At 75.1% G+C, this 18,423-nt stretch carries 16 protein-coding genes; 7 read left to right on the forward strand and 9 right to left on the reverse strand.

Annotated elements, in window-relative coordinates; all coding sequences use genetic code 11:
* The first annotated feature begins 144 nt into the window (after nucleotides 1-144).
* From GXW83_RS11655 to GXW83_RS11665, 3 genes are all read left to right on the forward strand, one after another.
* Complete coding sequence (locus GXW83_RS11655; protein WP_182443008.1) at nucleotides 145-813, forward strand: PadR family transcriptional regulator; 669 nt, start codon at nucleotides 145-147, stop codon at nucleotides 811-813.
* Between the two features lie 354 nt (nucleotides 814-1,167).
* Complete coding sequence (locus GXW83_RS11660; protein WP_225446915.1) at nucleotides 1,168-1,815, forward strand: Clp protease N-terminal domain-containing protein; 648 nt, start codon at nucleotides 1,168-1,170, stop codon at nucleotides 1,813-1,815.
* Nucleotides 1,816-2,130: 315 nt separating this feature from the next.
* On the forward strand, nucleotides 2,131-2,922 hold the full coding sequence (locus tag GXW83_RS11665; RefSeq protein WP_182443010.1) for a DapH/DapD/GlmU-related protein: 792 nt from the start codon (nucleotides 2,131-2,133) through the stop codon (nucleotides 2,920-2,922).
* 30 nt (nucleotides 2,923-2,952) lie between these two features.
* Here the strand turns inward: GXW83_RS11665 and GXW83_RS11670 are convergent, their stop codons facing one another.
* A complete protein-coding gene (locus tag GXW83_RS11670; RefSeq protein WP_182443011.1) occupies nucleotides 2,953-4,248 on the reverse strand; it encodes an MFS transporter in 1,296 nt (431 codons plus the stop codon).
* 17 nt (nucleotides 4,249-4,265) lie between these two features.
* On the opposite strand from GXW83_RS11670, the gene GXW83_RS11675 reads away from it, so the two are divergent.
* Both GXW83_RS11675 and GXW83_RS11680 read left to right on the forward strand, forming a co-directional pair.
* A complete protein-coding gene (locus GXW83_RS11675; protein ID WP_182443012.1) occupies nucleotides 4,266-5,501 on the forward strand; it encodes an ROK family protein in 1,236 nt (411 codons plus the stop codon).
* A gap of 201 nt (nucleotides 5,502-5,702) precedes the next feature.
* A complete protein-coding gene (locus GXW83_RS11680) occupies nucleotides 5,703-6,062 on the forward strand; it encodes an SHOCT domain-containing protein (protein WP_182443013.1) in 360 nt (119 codons plus the stop codon).
* Here the strand turns inward: GXW83_RS11680 and GXW83_RS11685 are convergent.
* Nucleotides 5,990-6,526 carry an ATP-binding protein gene (locus tag GXW83_RS11685; RefSeq protein WP_182443014.1) on the reverse strand — a complete coding sequence of 179 codons (537 nt, stop codon included), beginning with the start codon at nucleotides 6,524-6,526 and terminating at the stop codon, nucleotides 5,990-5,992. The genes GXW83_RS11680 and GXW83_RS11685 overlap by 73 nt on opposite strands.
* 212 nt (nucleotides 6,527-6,738) lie before the next feature.
* On the opposite strand from GXW83_RS11685, the gene GXW83_RS11690 reads away from it, so the two are divergent.
* Nucleotides 6,739-7,836, forward strand: coding sequence for a PLP-dependent cysteine synthase family protein (locus GXW83_RS11690; protein WP_225446916.1), 1,098 nt, complete (start codon nucleotides 6,739-6,741; stop codon nucleotides 7,834-7,836).
* Nucleotides 7,837-7,845: 9 nt separating this feature from the next.
* Here the strand turns inward: GXW83_RS11690 and GXW83_RS11695 are convergent, their stop codons facing one another.
* Both GXW83_RS11695 and GXW83_RS11700 read right to left on the reverse strand, forming a co-directional pair.
* The gene (locus tag GXW83_RS11695; protein WP_182443016.1) at nucleotides 7,846-8,355 is read right to left on the reverse strand and encodes an SRPBCC family protein; all 510 of its coding nucleotides are present in this window, start codon (nucleotides 8,353-8,355) and stop codon (nucleotides 7,846-7,848) included.
* 54 nt (nucleotides 8,356-8,409) lie between these two features.
* Complete coding sequence (locus tag GXW83_RS11700) at nucleotides 8,410-9,225, reverse strand: DeoR/GlpR family DNA-binding transcription regulator (RefSeq protein WP_182443017.1); 816 nt, start codon at nucleotides 9,223-9,225, stop codon at nucleotides 8,410-8,412.
* A 163-nt stretch (nucleotides 9,226-9,388) separates the two neighbouring features.
* Between GXW83_RS11700 and GXW83_RS11705 the strand changes: the two genes are divergently transcribed.
* The gene (locus tag GXW83_RS11705; RefSeq protein ID WP_225446917.1) at nucleotides 9,389-11,878 is read left to right on the forward strand and encodes a hypothetical protein; all 2,490 of its coding nucleotides are present in this window, start codon (nucleotides 9,389-9,391) and stop codon (nucleotides 11,876-11,878) included.
* On the opposite strand, the gene GXW83_RS11710 is transcribed toward GXW83_RS11705, so the two are convergent.
* The 5 genes from GXW83_RS11710 to GXW83_RS11730 all read right to left on the reverse strand — a co-directional run bounded on the left by GXW83_RS11710 (nucleotide 11,841) and on the right by GXW83_RS11730 (nucleotide 18,325).
* Complete coding sequence (locus tag GXW83_RS11710) at nucleotides 11,841-14,327, reverse strand: right-handed parallel beta-helix repeat-containing protein (protein ID WP_182443018.1); 2,487 nt, start codon at nucleotides 14,325-14,327, stop codon at nucleotides 11,841-11,843. The genes GXW83_RS11705 and GXW83_RS11710 overlap by 38 nt on opposite strands.
* A gap of 171 nt (nucleotides 14,328-14,498) precedes the next feature.
* A complete protein-coding gene (locus GXW83_RS11715) occupies nucleotides 14,499-15,347 on the reverse strand; it encodes an MOSC domain-containing protein (protein WP_182443019.1) in 849 nt (282 codons plus the stop codon).
* Nucleotides 15,348-15,476: 129 nt separating this feature from the next.
* Nucleotides 15,477-15,998 carry a DUF6643 family protein gene (locus GXW83_RS11720; RefSeq protein WP_182443020.1) on the reverse strand — a complete coding sequence of 174 codons (522 nt, stop codon included), beginning with the start codon at nucleotides 15,996-15,998 and terminating at the stop codon, nucleotides 15,477-15,479.
* A gap of 311 nt (nucleotides 15,999-16,309) precedes the next feature.
* Nucleotides 16,310-17,191, reverse strand: coding sequence for a PAC2 family protein (locus tag GXW83_RS11725; protein ID WP_182443021.1), 882 nt, complete (start codon nucleotides 17,189-17,191; stop codon nucleotides 16,310-16,312).
* A 117-nt stretch (nucleotides 17,192-17,308) separates the two neighbouring features.
* Nucleotides 17,309-18,325, reverse strand: coding sequence for a hypothetical protein (locus GXW83_RS11730; protein ID WP_182443022.1), 1,017 nt, complete (start codon nucleotides 18,323-18,325; stop codon nucleotides 17,309-17,311).
* Nucleotides 18,326-18,423: the final 98 nt, after the last annotated feature.

Consider the following 18,423-nt stretch of genomic DNA (forward strand, 5'->3'; position numbering starts at 1 on the left):
TCCCTGACCTTCACCCACGGCGGCCGGTCTCGCATCCCGAGAATCCGACTGTCGTTAGCGCTTGCCGAACGAGTCATGCCGATATATCGTTGAGCCATCGGGACAGTCGTTGACCCGAGAACCGTTCAGAAAGGAACGAGAACCATGCGATCAGGAATCCCCTTTGACGCAGCGCAGCCCGGCCGCCCCGGTCGAGGTGAGCGCGGAGAACGCGGGCACCGGGGCCGTGGCCCCCGCCCGGAGTTCCGGCAGGCGTTCGGCGGCTTCGGCCCGTCCGACCGGGGCGGTTTCGGCCCCGGCCCGTTCGGGCCCGGCTTCGGACCCTTCGGCCACGGCGGCGGACCGCGCGGGCGCGGTGGCCGCCACGGCGGCCGGGCGCGCCGCGGAGACGTGCGCGCCTCGCTGCTGGCCCTGCTCAAGGACCGCCCCATGCACGGCTACGAGATGATCCGCGAGATCGCGGAGCGCTCCGGCGGCAGCTGGCGGCCCAGCCCCGGATCGGTCTACCCCACCCTCCAGATGCTGGAGGAGGAAGGGCTGATCAGCAGTGAGGAGACCGGCGGCAAGCGCCTGTTCAACCTCACCGAGACCGGCCGCGCCGAGGCCGAGGGTGGCCCGGAGGCCCCCTGGGAGGAAGCCGGCCAGGGCGAGCACTGGGGCATCGTCCGCGAGTTCGGCCAGGCCGAGGGCGCGGTGCGGGACGCACTGCGGCAGGTGGTCATGACCGGCAGCGCCGAGCAGCGGGAGAAGGCCCTCGCGGTGCTCGCCGACGCCCGCAAGAAGCTCTACCTCATCCTCGCCGAGGAGGCGTGAGCCCCGGACGGGGGCAGCGGCGCGGCGGTCGCTGACGGCCGCCGCACCCCGGGGGCGCGAGGGGCCGCCGCACGCCCGGAGCTGCGCCAGTGCGCGGGGTGGCGAATCATGGCGCGCAGCCCAGGCGCACCCGTGTCGCGCCTGGTCGGCGCCGTGCGGCCGGGGCTCCTGGGGGTGGCGGGCACCCGGCGTCCGCCGGGGGTGGTGGGAAGATCGTATCTGTGGGTTGACTGCCGCTCACCCAGCGCAGCAGACTACCCGGAGACGGCGACCCGACAGACCGTCACTTTCCCTCGACCACCTGGCTGTTCTGCTTCGGCATCCCTCCCCGTCCCTGACGATGCGGTGGATTACGTGTACTCACACCTGTACCAGCCGGAACTGCGCGACCCCGACCGGGCGCACGCCCCCGGCACCCTCAGCCGCGTCGCGGCCGGAGCCCGGCGCCGCGCCGTGCGGTCGGGCGACGCCGAGGTGGACACCGGCCACCTGCTGCACGCCCTGCTGGAGTCCGACGACCGGGCGCTGGACCTGGTGGCCCCGCGCGCCGCGCAGGCGGCGCGGCTGATGGGCTACCTCGCGCAGCGCAGCATCGGCTTCGGCCGGGGGTGGACCTCCAGCGAGGGCGCCGGATCGCACCGGGCACAGGAGCGCGACAGACTGCGCTGGAGCAGGTCCGCCGGGGACGCCCTGGAACAGGCGTCCCGGACCGCCCTGGCCAGGACCGGCCGGGAGGCCGACGCGCTCGACCTGCTGGCCCAGTTGGCGGGGGACGCCTCCTGCCGCGCCGCCGAGATCCTCCGCGGCGCGGGGGTGGACCCGCGCGCGGTGTTCGACCGGGTGCACGCCGAGGTCTTCCTGCGCGCCGGGATCCAGGCCGAGGTCGACGCGGACGTCCGGGTGGAGCTGGTGCGCGCCGAGATCGACCGGGCCGAGGCCGAGGCCGGGTACTACGAGATCCGCGGGGAGACCCTGCACCAGCAGGGCACCTGCACCGGCTGAACCGTGTGCCGGGCCCGTGGGCTGAACCGTGTGCTGGGCCCGTCTGCTGAGCCCGCCGTCCGGCCGGGCACCGGTACCCCCTGGCATCCGCCGAGGCCAGGGGTACCGGGCCGCTGCTGCGCCGTCCCCCGGCGTCCACTCGGCGCGGCCGAGTGGTCAACAGCAGCGGTTGTGTTGCCTGTCGAACATACAGTGATCCTTTGGCCACGGCAGGCATTATCCGGCCGGGCGGCGACCGCGCCCGCAGCCCCGGCGCGCGGCCTCGGCGGCGGCCCCGGGACGATCAACCGGGCCGCCGCCGGTTACCGTGTCCGCATGCCGTTCGCCGAGAAGATACGCGCCGCTGCCCGGCAGCGGGCCCGCCGGGCCGCGACCGCACTGGTCCACCGGGGCTGGCAGTGGGTCCAGGAGGCCGGATCGGTCAGCGCCGAGCGTCCCGGGCGGCTGCGCTTCGGGGCGATCGGCGAGTGCACCCGGCTGACCTTCCCGCTGGGCGCGGTCTTCAACGAGCAGTGGATCCACCTCGGCACCCACTGCATCATCGGCGAGGGCGTCTCCCTCTCGGCGGGCTTCCTGCCCGGCCTGGACCTCGGCCCCGATCCGGTGGTGAAGATCGGCAGCGGCTGCGTGATCGGCCGCGACAGCCACATCGTCGGGCACCACTCGATCACCTTCGGCGACGACGTCTGGACCGGCCCGGGCGTCTACGTCACCGACGAGAACCACTCCTACGACGACCCCGACCTGCCCATCGGCAAGCAGTGGCCGCGCAACGAGGCGGTGTCGATCGGCTCCGGCAGCTGGATCGGCACCGGAGCGGTGATCCTGCCCGGCGCCACCATCGGCCGCAATGTGGTGGTGGCCGCCAACGCGGTGGTGCGGGGCGTCGTCCCGGACCACAGCGTGGTGGCCGGGGCGCCCGCGCGGATCGTCCGCCGGTACACCCCGGAGGAGGGCTGGCAGCCGCCGATCCGCACGGTGGCGCCCAAGCCAATCCCGCCGGGGATCACCCATGAGCAGCTGGTGGCGCTGATCGGTTGGGACCTGCGGCCGCCCAAGGACGCCGAGCCGGGGGTGCAGGAGTCGGATCCGGACCCGGTGGGCTGACCCCGCCCGGTCGGGGGAGCGCCGCCGGGGTCAGGCGGGCGTCGCGGGGGCCGCGCGCCGGACGGCCAGCGCGGCCACCCCGGACAGCGCCGCCAGCAGCGCCACCGACAGCAGCGCGTCCGGCAGGCCCATCGCCTGCGCCAGGAAGCCGATGACCGGCGGACCGAGGACCATGCCGCCGTAGCCGAGCATGGAGGCGGTGGCCACGCCCTTCGGCCCGTCCAGCGAGCCCGCGCCGTTGATCGCCAGCGGGAAGATGTTGGCCAGGCCCAGGCCGACCAGCAGGAATCCGCCCAGCACCGCGGGCAGCCAGGGGCTGAGCGCGGCGACCAGCATGCCCGCGGCGGCCACCGCCGAGCCGCCGACCAGCACCGGGGTGGTGCCGAAGCGCTCGACCAGCCGGGTGCCGCCGAGGCGTCCGGCGGTCATGGCGAGCGAGTAGGCGGCGAACCCGGCGGCGGCCAGCGAGGCGTCGGCGTGCAGGTCGGCGGTGAGGTGCAGGGTGCCCCAGTCCGCCAACGCGCCCTCGCCGTAGGCGTCGCACAGCGCGACCAGCCCGAACAGCAGCACCAGCAGCAGCGGTCCGCGTACGGCCCCCGAACCGGCACCGGTCGCGGACGCCGTCGGGCCCGGGGCCGCCTCCGGTGGGAGCGCGGGCGAGGGGCGGCCGCCGCGCAGCAGCGGCACGGCCAGCGCGGTGGTGGCGGCCAGGCCGAAGGCCGCCGTCAGCCCCAGCTGCTGAGCGGCGGTCAGCACGGTGGCCAGCAGCCCGCCGAGGGTCGCGCCGATCAGCCCGCCGAGGCTGTAGGCCGCGTGGAAGCCGGGCATCACCGGCCGCCGGATCGCCGCGATCAGCTCCACGGCCGCGCTGTTGAGCGCGACGTTCATGGCGCCGAAGCCCGCGCCGAAGAGCAGCAGCACACCGCCGAGCCCGGCCGCCGAGTGCACCTGCGCCGGCAGCGCCACCGCGACGCACAGCAGGACGGAGGCGCCGACGGTGACGGCGCGGGTGCCGTGGCGCAGGCACAGCCGGCCGACCGGGCCCATGGCGACGATCGCCCCGGCCGAGACGCACAGCAGGGTGAGGCCGAGCACCCCGGCGGAGGCGTGCACCTGCGCCTTGACGGCGGGGATGCGGACGACCCAGGCGGCGAAGACGAAGCCGTCCAGGGCGAAGAAGGCGGTGACCGCAGCCCGGGCGGCGGGCCAGCGGGTCGCGGGCCGGGCAGTCGTGGGCTGGGCTGTTGCGGACCGGGCTGTTGCAGACCGGGCGTTGGTCGAGGACCTGGGTGTTTCGGCGGCAGCTGTTTTGTTTATTTGCGGCACAAAGTCAGAATAGAAGTGTGCAGCGTACCCAGACAAGTCCCGACCGTGGACGCGCGGCCCTCGGGCCCGCTCTCGCCCTGATCCACAGCGGCGCGGCCCCCACCCGCTCCGTGCTCACCAGCGCCCTCGGCGTGACCCGGGCCACCGCCGGGGCGATCACCAACGAGCTGGAGGCGCTCGGGCTGATCACCGTGGACGCCCGGCCCGCCGGCGGCACCAGGGGCAGGCCCTCGCACCGGCTCGCTGTCGACCCGTCAGGGCCGGTGGTGGCCGCCGCCCAGATCCACGCCGACGGCTTCACCGTCGCCCTGGCCGGGCTCGGCGGGCGGCTGGCCGAGCCGGTGGACCTGCCGATGCCGGACGATCCCGGCCCCGCCCGGGTGCTGGCCGCCGTCGTCCGCGAGGCCGTCCGGCAGGCCGGAGCCGACCACCGGCGCTGCGTCGGCCTCGGCCTGGCCGTGCCCACCCCGGTCGCCCTGCCCGACCGCACCGCCGTCGCCGCCATGTACCTGGACTGGCCCTCCGGCGCCCGGATCGGCGAGGAGTTGGAGCGCGCCGCCGCCGAGGCCGGTCTGCGGGTGCCGGTCGAGCTGGCCAACGACGCCAACCTGGCCGCCCTCGCCGAGCACCGCCACGGCGCCGGACGCGGCGCCCGGCACCTGCTGTACATCACCTCCGGCCACCGCGGCGTCGGCGGCGCGCTGGTGGTCGACGGCCGGCTGCACACCGGCAGCGCCGGGCTGGCCCTGGAGGTCGGCCAGCTGACGGTCGACCCGAACGGCCGCCGCTGCCCCTGCGGCAGCATCGGCTGCCTGGACGTCGAGGCCGACCCGCCCGCGCTGCTGGCAGCCGCCGGACGCGAGGCCGACCCCGCCCGCACCATGGTCGACCAGGCCCGGGCGGTGCTCGCGGACGCCGCCGCCGGGGACGCCCGGGCCCAGGCCGCCATCGACCACGTGGTGGACCGGCTCGGCCTGGGCATCGCCGGAGTCATCAACATCCTCAACCCGGACCGGATCGTCCTCGGGGCCTTCCACAGCGCGCTGCTCGCGGCCGCCCCCGAGCGGCTGCCCCAGGTCGTCGCCCGCCGCTCGCACTGGGGGCGCTGCGGGGAGGTCCCGATCGTCCCGGCCGCGCTGGCCCGCCCGGAGCTGGCCGGGGCGGCGGAGCTCGCCTGGGCCCCGGTGCTGGCCGACCCGCTGGAGGCGCTCGGCGGACCGGCGCACCCGCCTCGGGCGGCAGGAGCGCCCTGAGCGGACCGGGCACCCGAGCGGAGCGGCCACCCCGAGACGCGGGACCGGGCGACCGGGCCGCGGGGAGGAGCCGGAAGGGCGCGCCGTACTCCCCGGGGAGCAGGGCGGGTGCCCGCCCAGGCACGACGACCCGGTACCCCCCAACGGGTGATCCTCGGTAGTGCGCCGCGAGGGACGCGGCGCACGACCAAGGAGCCCGAGATGCACGCAACCCTTCTGGCAGCCCCGTGGAGCGGCGGGCCCGGCCCGTGGATCCTGCTGGTGCCGCTGTTCTGGATCAGCGTCGGCATCGTCGTCCGCAAGGTGCTGCGCCGTCGCTTCGGCCGAGGCCCCGGCCGCGGCTTCGGCCCCGGTTTCGGTGCGGGCCCCGGGATGGGCCGCGGCCACGGCTGGGGCGGCTACGGGCCCGGTGCCGCGCCCACCCCGGTGGAGACGCTCAACCGCAAGTACGCCGACGGCGAGATCGACGAGTTCGAGTACCGCCAGCGCTACGACCTGCTGACGGCCAGCAGCGACCCGGCCGACCCGGCCCCGGCCGAGGCGGCCTCGGCGAAGTCCTGATCCGGATCGTCCGGCGCGAGCGGCCCGGTCCGCGCGTCCGACCCCGCCCCGCCCGGGGCGGGGTCGAGCCGTACCGGCGTCTGCAGGGCGAACCAGACGGTCTTGCCGCTGCCGTCCGGCTCCGCGCCCCACTCCTTGCTGAGCGCGGCGACCAGGGCCAGGCCCCGGCCGCTGAGGTCGTCCACGTCGGGGTGGCACAGCTGCGGCAGCACCGGGCTGGGGTCGCGCACCGCCAGCCGCAGGCCGCCCTGGTGCGCCTCCATCCGCAGCCGGCACTCCTGGCCGGGGCCCACGTGCCGGTGGACGTTGCCGAGCAGTTCGGTCACGCCGAGCTGGGCGGCGGCCACCAGTTCGGGCAGCTCCCAATGGCGCAGATGCGCCTGGACGATTTTGCGGACCGCGGCGAATCGGTGCGGTTCGGCCACGATGCGCAGTTCGTAGTGCTTTCCAGGATCTGACAGCACCGGTCGGCTCCTCCCATGTCGGGGGACAGGGGCGTGCGACGTTCGGGTGGTCCGGAACCATGCTGCACTCCGGACTCCATCAGCGTAACCGCTCCAACACGAGGAGTTCTGGAATATGAGCTGCCGTATGGCATATTCCAAAGATTTGTATGGATTTACCTGCGGCTACGATGCGAGCGCCAGCACCGCCGCAGCAAGGGAAAGCAGCGCAGATGAAGACCGTCGACGTGGACCGCAGTGACGCCGGATACCGGGCCTGGCTGAAAGAGGCCGTCCGCAAGGTGCAGGCCGACGCCAACCGCTCCGCCGACACCCACCTGCTGCGCTTCCCGCTGCCCGAGGAGTGGGGCGTCGACCTCTACCTCAAGGACGAGTCCACCCACCCCACCGGCAGCCTCAAACACCGCCTGGCCAGGTCGTTGTTCCTGTACGCGCTCTGCAACGGCTGGGTCCGGCCGGGCCGCCCGGTGGTGGAGGCGTCCAGCGGTTCCACCGCCGTCTCCGAGGCGTACTTCGCCAAGCTGATCGGGGTGCCGTTCATCGCGGTCATGCCCCGCACCACCAGCCAGGAGAAGATCAGCCTGATCGAGGCCCAGGGCGGGGCCTGCCACCTGGTCGAGGACACCCGGACGCTGTACGAGGTGTCCGCCCGTTTGGCCGAGGAGTCCGGCGGCCACTACATGGATCAGTTCACCTACGCCGAACGGGCGACGGACTGGCGCGGCAACAACAACATCGCCGAATCGATCTACGCCCAGATGCGCCTGGAACGCCACCCCGTGCCGACCTGGATCGTGGCCACCGCCGGAACCGGCGGGACCTCGGCCACCCTGGGCAGGTACGTGCACTACACCCAGGCCGACACCCGGATCTGCGTGGCCGACCCGGAGAACTCGGTGTTCTTCGACGGCTGGGTCGCCGCCGACCCGGCCGTCACCTGCGAGCGCGGCTCCCGGATCGAGGGCATCGGCCGCCCCCGGATGGAGCCCAGCTTCATCCCCGGCGCGATCGACCGGATGATGAAGGTCCCGGACGCCGCCTCGCTGGCCGCGGTCCGGGCGCTGGCCGCGGCCATGGGCCGCAAGCCCGGCGGCTCCACCGGCACCGGCCTGTGGAGCGCCTTCACCCTCGTCGCCGAGATGCTCGCGGCGGGGGAGCAGGGCAGCGTGGTCACGCTGATCTGCGACCCGGGCGACCGCTACCTGGACAAGTACTACTCCGACGCCTGGCTGGCCGAGCAGGGCATCGACATCGCCCCGCACGCCGCCGCCATCGCCGCGTTCCTGGCCACCGGCGCCTGGACGGCCTGACCGGCGGCGCTACTCCGGCGGGCGCGGGCGGGCCGCGCCGCAGCGCTCGTCCAGCCGCGCGACCGCCTGCCTGACGGCGCGGGCCACGCCCGGACGGCCCAGCCGCAGGGCGGCCCGCAGCGCGGGGGCGGCGTCGGCCGCGATGGTGAAGCGCAGCACCGCGCCGCCGTCGGCCCCCGGCGCCAGCAGCCACTCCTCCATCCAGGCCCGCACCCCCGGCAGGGAGGTCTGCTCGACCCGGTAGACGAAGCGCTCCGGCTCCCGCCAGGCGACCACCCGTTCGACGAAGTGCGCGCCCCCGCGCAGCGTCACCGACCGGCCCGCGCCCACGCCGAACGGCGGCGCCCCGGTGTACGCCGCCGAGCGCACCTCGCGGAACCACAGCGGCATGGTGGAGGCGTCCTCCGTCAACTCCCGGAAGACCGCCTCCGGCCCGCTGCGCAGCCGGGCGGTGAACACCAGCCGGGCCGGGGCCGTCCCCAGGAACTCCGCGCTCACCGGACGCAGTCGCTTCGCCATGCGCACCAGTCTAGTTGACGCCGCGTCAGGCGAACCTGCCCGGGCGGTGCGGGGTCAGTCCCCGGTGCCCGCGATGATCACCGAGCGGACCTGCTCGGCCACCGCCGAGCGGATCTCGGCGGGCAGCCCGACGTCCGTCACCAGGGTGTCCACCTCGCTCAGCGAGGCGAAGGTGGACAGGCCCACCGTGCCCCACTTGGTGTGGTCGGCCACCGCCACCACCCGTCGCGCCGAGGCGACGAAGCTGCGGTTGGTCTCCGCCTCGGCCAGGTTCGGCGTCGACAGCCCGGCCTCCAGCGAGATGCCGTGCGAGCCGAGGAACAGCAGGTCGAAGTGGAGCGAGCGGATCGCCCGGTCGGCGATCGGGCCCACCAGCGAGTCCGAGGGCGTGCGCACCCCGCCGGTCAGCACCACCGTCGCGGCCTGGCCACCGGTGCCGCCGTGCCGCAGGGCGTGCTCGAAGACGTCGGCCACCCGCACCGAGTTGGTCACCACCGTCAACCCCTCGACCTGCACCAGGTGGTGCGCCAGGGCGTAGGTCGTCGTCCCACCCGACAGGGCCACCGCACTGCCCGGCGCCACCAACTGCGCTGCCTCCCGGGCGATGTCCTCCTTGGCGGTCAGCTCCAGCGCCGACTTGGCCTCGAAGCCGGGCTCGTGCGTGCTGGCCTCCAGCACCGGCACCGCCCCGCCGTGGACCTTCTCCACCATGCCCTGCCGGGCCAGGGCGTCCAGATCCCGACGGACCGTCATGTCGGAGACGTTCAGACGCCGGGTCAGCTCGTTGACTCGGACCCCACCGCGCCTGCGCACCTCGTCCAGGATCACCGCCCGCCGCTGCTCGGCCAGAAGATTGCTGTTCTCGGCCACCCGCCTGCTGCCCTTCCTTCCTCCTGCCGCCCCCCGCTTCCGGCCATCCTCGCACGCCGGTCCGACACAGGACCATGCCGATGCCGTGCGCGCGCGGGCAGAACGCGAGAGCATGCACCCGCGCACCAGCGTGTGCCGGGATTCCGGCACGGGGAGAAAACGAGTGGGCAGCACGAACGAGGGGGAGACGATGCCGCAGGGCACGGGCAGCGACACCGACGGCGCGGGCAGAACCGACGACACCAGGGACGGCGACGGCAGAGCCGGCAGAGCCGCCGGGGCGGGCGCCGCCGGGCCGCCGCTCGCCCTGGAACTGCTGGTCCACGGCGTCGGCGGGACCACCCCCGAGACCATGCTGGACGACCCGCACATCGTCCAGCTCACCGGCGACACGGTGGCCGGAACCTACCGCCGCTGGTCCGACCGGCACGCCGAGCAGCACCCGGACCAGTACCGCGACGGCGCGGTCGAGGAGGCGTACTCCTGGGGCGGCCTCACCTCCGGCTCGGCCGGCCGCGCACTGTGGCTGCTGCTGCTCCCCTTCATGCTGGCCAACCTGGCCCACTGGATGCGCCCGGCCGCGCCCCGCAGCGCGCCCGCCCAGAAGCACTACGACCTGGCGGTGCGGCTGATCGCGCTCAGCCTGACCGTGCTGCTCACCGCCTGCGCCTGCGAGGTCGCCCTGGACCTGATCGGCTGGCAGTGCGCCGGGGTGTCCGGCTGCGCCGCCCGGCACTCCTGGCTCGGCTTCGCCGCCGCGACGCACGGCGGCTGGTGGGGCCGGCCCGGGCGGCGGCTGGCGCTGGCCGCGCTGGGGCCGCTGGCCCTGGTCGCCGTGCTGTGGTGGCTCTCCCGGCTCACCTGGGCCGGCTACGAGGCCCAGCGCCCGGCCTCCGGCGGCAGCCGCACCGACGTGCCGCCGATGCAGATGCCCGGCTTCTGGTACGGGATGCGCCTGGTCCGGCGGCTGCGCGTGGTCCATGTCGCGTCCGGGCTGGTCACCACCGCCCTGGCCGTGCTGCTGCCGGTGCTCGCCGAGGACCGGCGCACCGGCTCGGCCCTGGCCGCCGCCGACTGGACGCTGGCGGCGCTGCTGGCGGCGCTGGCGGTGGGCGCGCTGGCCGCCCTGGTCCGCAGCACCCGCACCGAGACCGAACAGGACGACCGCCCGGACTCCCTGCCCCTGCGCGCCCTGCACTGGACCGCGCTCGGGCTGCTCGCCCTGGTGCTGCTGGACGCCGCCTGGTCCCGCCGGGGCTGGCAGTCCGCCGGGCACCTGCCCGGCGTCGCCGCCCTGGTGGACGCCCTGTGCCTGCTGCAACTGGCGCTGGTGCTGCTGCTGGCCGCCGCCGCGCTCGGTCTGCGCCGCTCCGGCCGGGCGGCCGCGCCCCCGGCGGCCGACCCGGTCGTCACCGACCCGGCCGTCAGCGACCCGCTCGTCACCGTTCCCGAGGTGCTCGTCCCCGGCCCGGGCCGGTCCGTGCCCGGCGGCGACGAGGCGTTCGGCGGCCCGGACGGCGCGGTGCTGCACGGCCTGGGCGGGCCGGTCACGGCCATGCTCGGGGTGGGCCTGGGCAACCTGTTCACCGCCGGCAGCACCGTCTGGGCGGCCCAGTGGCTGATGGGCAAGGGCACCCTGGGCGTCACGCTGCCCGGCCCCCCGCCGCTGCTGACCTGGCACAGCACCGGACTGCCGGTGCTGGCCCTGCTGTTCCTGGCCCCGGCCGGGGTGCTGCTGGTCCGGATGCTGCGTCAGAAGCACGCGCTGGAGCCGCAGATCGAGAGCGCGTACGCGACCGGCCCCCGGGGCAGCCGCACCCGCACCGCGCAGATAGCCGCCGCCCTGGCCCGGGCCAGGCTGCTGGAGGGCGGCCCGCTGCTGGTGGGCTCGCTGGCGACGCTGGCGTTCGCGCTGGCCGCCGGCTCCGCCGCGGGGGCGCTCGGCGCGGGCCGCGCCCCGGCGCTGGCCGCCGCGCACGCGCCCACGGTCGTCCGCTACGCGGCGACCGGCCTGCAGGCGCTCGGCGGCTGGCTGGTGGCGGCCTTCGCGGTGGCCCTGGTCGCGCTGGGCGAACGCGCCTACAAGAACCTCTCCACCCGCCGCACCGTCGGCGTGCTCTGGGACATCGGCACCTTCTGGCCGCGCGCCGCCCACCCCTTCGCCCCGCCCTGCTACGCCGAGCGCGCCGTCCCCGACCTGGACTGGCGCATCCGCACCTGGCTGGCCGGGGACGACCGGCGGCGGCTGGTGCTCTCCGGGCACTCCCAGGGCACGGTGCTGGCCGCCGCCGCGCTGTGGCAGCTGGCCCCGGGCACCCGCGCCCGGGTCGCGCTGCTGACCTACGGCTGCCCGCTGCACCGGCTGTACGGCCGGTTCTTCCCCGGCTTCATGGGCACCGGCGACCTGCGGCAGCTGCACCGCTCCACGCCGTACTGGCGCAACCTGTTCCGGGTCACCGACCCGATCGGCGGCCCGGTCCGGGTGCCGGTGCCGACCGGGGAGCGGTCGGTGGACGCACCGCCGTTCGTCGACCCGCTGGCCTACGACCGGGACGCGGCGCACCCGCTGCCGGTCCCGATCCAGGCCCACTCCAACTACCGCGACGACCCGCAGTTCATCCGCGAACGGGACTCGCTGCTGCGGCAGTTGTAGCGGCGGAAGCTGCGAGGGCGGCTGCGGCGGGCGGCAGGTCCTCCGGCAGCAGCAGCTGCAACTGCTCGGTGGTGACGTCCCGCAGCTGGGCCAGCCGGACGGCGTGCCGCTCGACCATGGTCTCGAAGACCTGGCGGGCGGTACGGCCGTTGCCGAACGACGGCCCCTTGGGGAGGACCGCGAAGTGCCCCAGCAGCGCGGCCACGGTCGCCTCCGCCAGCTCGTACTCCTGGTCGGCGGCCTGCCTGCGGGTGATCTCGACCAGCTCCGCCGCGGAGTAGTCCGCGAAACTGACGGTGCGTGAGAAGCGGGACGCCACACCGGGGTTGGAGGCCAGGAAGCGCTCCATCTCGGCGGTGTACCCGGCGACGATGACCACCACGTCGTCGCGGTGGTCCTCCATCAGCTTCACCAGGGTGTCGATCGCCTCCCGGCCGAAGTCCCGGCCGCCGTCCTCCGGCGCCAGCGCATAGGCCTCGTCGATGAACAGCACGCCGCCCAGCGACCGTTGGAACACCTCCCAGGTGCGCTGCGCGGTCGAGCCGATGTGCTCGCCGACCAGGTCCAGCCGGGCCACCTCGACCAGGTGGCCGCGCTGCAGCACCCCCAGCGAGGCCAGGATCTCGCCGTAGAGCCGGGCGACCGTGGTCTTGCCGGTGCCGGGGGAGCCGGTGAAGACCAGGTGCCGCCGCAGCGAGGGCGCCTTCAGCCCGGCCTGTTGGCGCCGGCGGCCCACCGAGATCAGGTCGATCAGGGTGCGCACCTCCTGCTTGACGGTCTCCAGCCCGATCAGCGAGTCCAGCTCGGCCAGCGACTCCTCGGCCGGGCGGCAGTCCGGCAGCGGCGCGATCAGCGCCCGGGCGGGCGGGCCCTCGGCCGCCGCCTCGGTCCGGGCCGCCGGGACGGCCGTCCGGGCCGGGGCCGCCGGGGCGTCCCGCCAGGCCGCGGCGGTGGTCGCGCGCACCGGCTCGGCGGCCGGGGCAGGTGCGGCGTCGTCCGAGACGCAGCCGTCGACGACCGGGCCCGGCTCGGCGAACTCGAAGCCGCCGCGGGCGTTCTGCTCGGCGCGGCAGCGGGTCAGCACGGTCCGGCAGCCGTCGATGACGTGGAAGCCGAAGCCCTTGCCGTTGCCGGCCCAGCACTCCTCGAAGGTGCCCCGGCCCGCCGCCGACACGTACACCGCGGCCTCGGTGCTGCCGCGCACCGAGCAGCGCCGCAGCACCGGGTCGGCGCCCTTGGTGACGATCACGCCGGTCGCCACGTCGGCGATCTCCACCTCGGTCAGCAGTCCGCCGCTGCCGTGGTCGCGGAACCACAGGCCGGTCCCGGCGTCCTGCATCCGGACCCGGTCCAGCCGCACCGTGGCGCCGTCGCGGACCGACACGGCGGTGTTGCGGACCTGGGTGAACGAGCAGTCCTCGGCCTGCGCCGCGGAGCCCCGGTCCAGCACGAACAGCGCGTCCGGGACGTCGTGCACCCGGCAGTCGGTCAGCTGAACCGAGGCGCCGTCGCTGACCCACACCGCCGGGTAGTCGCCGGTGCTCTCGCGGATCTCGCAGCCGACGGCCTCCACCCGGGTCTGCGGATCCCACACCGACAGGCCGTTGCGGGCGAACGAGCGCAGGCTGCCGCCCTGGATCCGGAGCACCGAGCGCCCGCGCAGGTCGGCGCCGTTCTCCGGGATGTCGTGCACCCGGCAGTCGGTCAACTCCAGCACCGCCTCGGTGTCCAGCGCCAGGCCGTTGTCGGTGACCCGGTGCACGGTGGAGCCGCTGATCCGGCCCACCGCGCGGTCCTCGGCCTGCACGCCGTTGCCGTTGATCTCGTAGAACTCGCAGTCCACCGCGTCCACCGCGGTGCCCTCGCCGGTCAGCACCAGCGCCGCCCCGGAGGCGTGGTGCACCCGGCAGCGCTCGAACCGCGCCGAGGCGCCCGCCCGCACCACCAGACCGGCCTGGCCGGCCGCCAGGACCTCGCAGTCCTCGAAGGACGCCGACGCCGCCAGCGCCACCCGGACGCCCAGGCCCCCCGGGTTGTCCACGGTGCAGCGGCGCACCACCGGGCGGGCGTCGCCGCGCACCTCGATGCCCACCGAGGAGCGGGTGGCGATCCGGCAGTCCGCCAGCTCCGGCTCGCCCGCCTCGACCAGCACCGCCGGGGCCGAGCCGTCCTGGCCCTCTAGCTCCAGCCCCTGCACCGACGCCGAGGCCAGCAGCGTCAGCGCGGTCCCGGCCGCCGGCTCGATCCGCACCGAGCCCGGCCCCTCGGCCGGACGCACCGTCACCGCCTTGTCGACCAGCACGTTCTCCCGGAAGACCCCGGGCCCTATGGTCACGGTGTCGCCGTTCTCGGCGGCGGCCATGGCCTCGGCCATGCTGCCGTACTCGCCCGAGCGCCGCCGCCACCGGGAGGCCCCGTCCAGCGTCACCCGTACTACGCCTGCTCCCATGGTGCTCCCATTTCCCGAGGGACGACCCCCGGACCCCCGGGACACCGCGGCCCCCCGCTGTCTCGCCCCGCCCAACGGTACTGCGTCACGCACCGCGGCCCCGCCCCGACGGGTACAACGAGCCGGACGCCGATCGGTCGCCTTCCACCGCCGATCCCCGCTGACGCGCCGTCAACCAGCGCGCCGGTCCGGCTCCGGCAGCGGCCCCTGCTCCAGCACGGTGACCCGGTCGCCGACCCGTATCGTGCCCAGCTCGCCGACCGGGACCAGCAGCATCCCGAAGCCCAGGGTCCGGCCGAACTTCCGGTGCCGGCCCAGCGCCTTCAGCGGCTCCGGGCCGCGCCGGTCGCCGGTGGCCGGGTCCAGCGTGGTCATCACACAGCGGCCGCACTGCTCGGCCACCCGGAACTCCACCGCTCCTATGCGCAGCCGCAGCCAGCCGGTCTCGGCCCACGCGCCCGCACCCTCGACCACCACGTTGGGGCGAAACCGCCCCATCGGCACGGGCGCGCCCCGGACCGGGTCGTCCGGATGGTCCCCGGCGATCAGCCGGTTCAGGTCGTCCAGCGAGGCGGTGCTGGCCAGCTGCAGCGGGTACCCGTCGGCCAGGCTGACCAGGTGCTCGGTCGGGCGGCGGGCGGCGTCGTCCAGGTAGACCAGCCGCAGGTCGGCGTCGAGCAGCTTGCTGAACCAGGCGGACGCCTCCTGCGCGGCCTCGACGGTCTCCATCGGGTCGCCGAACATGGTCACCGGCCGGGGCTCGCCGACCGGGGCCTCGATCTCCAGCGACTGCCCGTCCGGCGCCTCCACCAGCAGCGATCCCGGCCGCCCGGCGATCCCCGGGGTCGCCCGCAGCTGTCCCAGCCGGGGGTCCTGCCGCTGCGACACCATCTCGCCGTCGGCGCCGACCAGCATCCAGCGCCGGTCGTGCTCCAGCCCCCAGGGCTCCACCGCGGCCTCGGGCACGACGACCGGGGCGAGGGACTTGACCGGGTAGACCAGGAGATCCGTGACGCGCATGGCCCCATGATGCCGCAGCCGCCGCGGCGGCGGTCGGCCGCGGGGCGCCCGGGTGCGTGAAGGGGCCGATCAGCGCGTCGCTGATCGGCCCCCGATGACCTGCCTGTTGTCCTCGTCCCCCCGGACGTGTCAGAACCCCTGGTAGCCGCCCCGCTGCTGCTGCGGGTACTGCTCCTGGTACTGCACCGGGCGCAGCGGCGCGACCGGCGCCACCGGGCGCTGGTACGCCGGGGCGGGCGCGGGCTGCTGCGGGAACTGCTGCCCGGGGCCTTGCTGCTGCGGGATCTGCGGCTGCGGGGCGCCGTACTGCGGCTGGGCGAACTGCGGCGCGCCGAACTGCGGGGCGCCGTACTGCGGCGAGGGGAACGGCTGCGCCGCGTACTGCGGCTGCGGCTGGCCCGGCGCGCTGTAGCCGGGGCTGCTCGGGCCGGGGCCCAGGGCGAGCCGGGGCGCGGGCAGCGCGGGGAGGTTGCCGCCGAAGGTGCTGGGGCGGTAGCCGTTGTCGTAGGCGGGCGGCAGGGCCGCCGGCACGTTGATCGGAGCGATCTGCGGAACGCCCCGTTCGGCGACCAGGCTGTCGTAGATCGGGGTGTCCGAAGCAAAAGACGGAGCGTAGTAACCGACTCCGTCGTAGCGGCGAGGGGAGGTCATGACGCATACGGTAAGCCCACAATGTGCCTGCTGAGGAGAGTGTCACGGCAGGGAGTTGGAGCGTTCTCGGAGCCGGGGTACCGCTCGGCCGGTCGAAAGTATGAAAAAAGGTCAGATCCCGGCATGGCGCACCCCCTGTTCATCCTGCATCTTCACAGAACGTTAACCGGGTAGCTGTTCGCCTGCCTGCCGGAAACGGCCCCTCGTACGGCCGTCCGCCCCGCGTTGATCAGCGCGGCCGTTCACCCGAACGCGCGGGCGCGGACCACCGGTCCGCGCCCGCGCGCTCACGCTCCGCGTCCGCCGGGCGCTCACTCCGCCGGGTCGCCCTCGGAGGCCTTCCCGGGCGGCTGGTTGTCCCGCCGCTTCAGGTACCGCTCGAACTCGCGGGCGATGGCCTCGCCGGACGCCTCCGGCAGCTCCGCGGTGTCCTTGGCCTCCTCCAGCTGCTGCACGTACTCGGCGACCTCGCTGTCCTCGGCCGCCAGCTGGTCCACGCCCAGCTGCCAGGCCCGGGCGTCCTCGGGCAGCTCGCCCAGCGGGATGCGCACGTCCAGCAGGTCCTCGACCTTGTTCAGCAGCGCCAGCGTCGCCTTGGGGTTCGGCGGCTGGGCGACGTAGTGCGGCACCGCGGCCCAGAAGGTCACGGTCGGGATGCCCGCGTGGGCGCACGCCTCCTGCAGCACGCCGACGATCCCGGTCGGGCCCTCGTACCGGCTCTCCTCCAGGTCCAGCCGGCGCGCCAGGTCCCCGTCCGAGGTCACCCCGCTGACCGGCACCGGGCGGGTGTGCGGGGTGTCGCCCAGCAGCGCGCCGAGGATCACCACCATCTCCACGCCCAGCTCGTGGGCCAGGCCCAGCAGCTCCTGGCAGAACGTCCGCCAGCGCATGCTCGGCTCGATGCCCCGGATCAGCACCAGGTCCCTGGTCCGGGGCTCGGTCACGCGCACCACCGACAACCGGGTCGTGGGCCAGGTGATCCGCCGCACGCCGCCGTCCATCCACACGGTCGGGCGGTTCACCTGGAAGTCGTAGTAGTCCTCCGCGTCCAACGCGGCGAAGACCTTCCCGCCCCAGATCTCGTCCAGGTGCTCCACCGCCGACGACGCGGCGTCGCCCGCGTCGTTCCAGCCCTCGAACGCGGCCACCATGACCGGGTCGATGAGCTCTGGCACGTCCTCGAGCTCGACCACCCGGGCCTCCTTCCGCTTGCCGTGGAACCAGCTGTTCCACGGATGGTTAAGTGCCCAGCGTACGGCGAAGAATGCCCGCAGGTCCGGGAGTAACCGCGCACGGCCGACGGGTGTCGGTCAGCGGACCCAGTCCGCCCGGTACGCCGCCCAGTCCTGCGCGGTGGCGGTGAAGTCCGCGTACAGCGCCACCCCGAACCCGGCCCGACCCCGGTCTGCCAGCCGCACCCCCCGGATCGCCGCGGCCACGGTCTCCGCCGAGGCCACGTGGCCGAGCGCGTCCGCGTGGTACGCCGGGAGCCCGATCAGCAGGTCGACCGAGGGCGGTACCGCGTCCAGCGCCAGCGCGGTCTGCTGCTCGACGTAGCCGGAGTCCAGGCTCGGCAGCGGCATCCCGGTGTCGTAGGCCATCACCGCTACCTGGTCCACCCGCGCGGCCACCTGCGCCAGGTAGCCGGACGACCACCACTTGGGGTGCCCGGTCAGCAGCCCGGCCACGGCGTGCAGCCCGGGCAGCGGGTCGATCTGCGGGACGGACACCGACAGCACCCGGCCGCGGGCCCCGGTGAGGGCGTGCACCCGGGCCAGCAGCCGCAGGAAGCCCGGATCGCCCGAGTGCACCGGCTCCAGGTCCAGCTGCACCCCGTCGAAGCCGGCGTCGAGCACCTGTCCGACCGCGCCGGTGAGGTCCACCCGGTCCGGGTCCAGGCCCGGGCCCTCGGAGTCCACCGTGTCGCCGAGCCAGGACTGGACCCGTATCCCCGGGGCCGCCCGGTGCAGGGCCCGCACCAGCCAGGCCGCGCGCGGGTACAGCGCCGGGTCCAGCGTGCCGTCGTCGGCCAGCGGGCCGGTGTGGACGAACAGGTCGTGCACCCCGGTGCCGCGCAGCCGGGCGGCCAGGGCCAGCACGTCGGCCTCGTCCTTGCGGCCGTCCACCCAGGCGTGGCCCAGCCACACGGCGTCCCCGCCCCGGCTGCGGGCGTGCGCCGGGGGAGTGCCCGCGTCGTCGGCCCACAGCCCGCCGGCGCCCCCGATCAGGCCGCCCACCAGCGCCAGCGCCAGCGTCACGGTCAGCCGTCCGGCCCAGCGCCCGGCGAGCCGGTAAGCCCGGCGCGCACCCGTTGTCCCGTCTGCCATTCCCCGCCCCGATCCGTTCCCGTCCAACCTGCAGTCACTCCAGCGGGGCTCATGGCCCAGCGACTAGGCTGGCCGGGCGCGCCTGACTCGCGCGCAGT

Source organism: Streptacidiphilus sp. PB12-B1b (genome assembly GCF_014084125.1).
GTDB lineage: Bacteria > Actinomycetota > Actinomycetes > Streptomycetales > Streptomycetaceae > Streptacidiphilus.

Coding starts and splice junctions, on each gene's coding strand:
- GXW83_RS11655 (WP_182443008.1), top strand. CDS start 145: ATGCGATCAGGAATCCCCTTTGACGCAGCGCAGCCCGGCCGCCCCGGT.
- GXW83_RS11665 (WP_182443010.1), top strand. CDS start 2,131: ATGCCGTTCGCCGAGAAGATACGCGCCGCTGCCCGGCAGCGGGCCCGC.
- GXW83_RS11680 (WP_182443013.1), top strand. CDS start 5,703: ATGCACGCAACCCTTCTGGCAGCCCCGTGGAGCGGCGGGCCCGGCCCG.
- GXW83_RS11690 (WP_225446916.1), top strand. CDS start 6,739: ATGAAGACCGTCGACGTGGACCGCAGTGACGCCGGATACCGGGCCTGG.
- GXW83_RS11695 (WP_182443016.1), bottom strand. CDS start 8,355: ATGGCGAAGCGACTGCGTCCGGTGAGCGCGGAGTTCCTGGGGACGGCC.
- GXW83_RS11710 (WP_182443018.1), bottom strand. CDS start 14,327: ATGGGAGCAGGCGTAGTACGGGTGACGCTGGACGGGGCCTCCCGGTGG.
- GXW83_RS11715 (WP_182443019.1), bottom strand. CDS start 15,347: ATGCGCGTCACGGATCTCCTGGTCTACCCGGTCAAGTCCCTCGCCCCG.
- GXW83_RS11720 (WP_182443020.1), bottom strand. CDS start 15,998: ATGACCTCCCCTCGCCGCTACGACGGAGTCGGTTACTACGCTCCGTCT.
- GXW83_RS11730 (WP_182443022.1), bottom strand. CDS start 18,325: ATGGCAGACGGGACAACGGGTGCGCGCCGGGCTTACCGGCTCGCCGGG.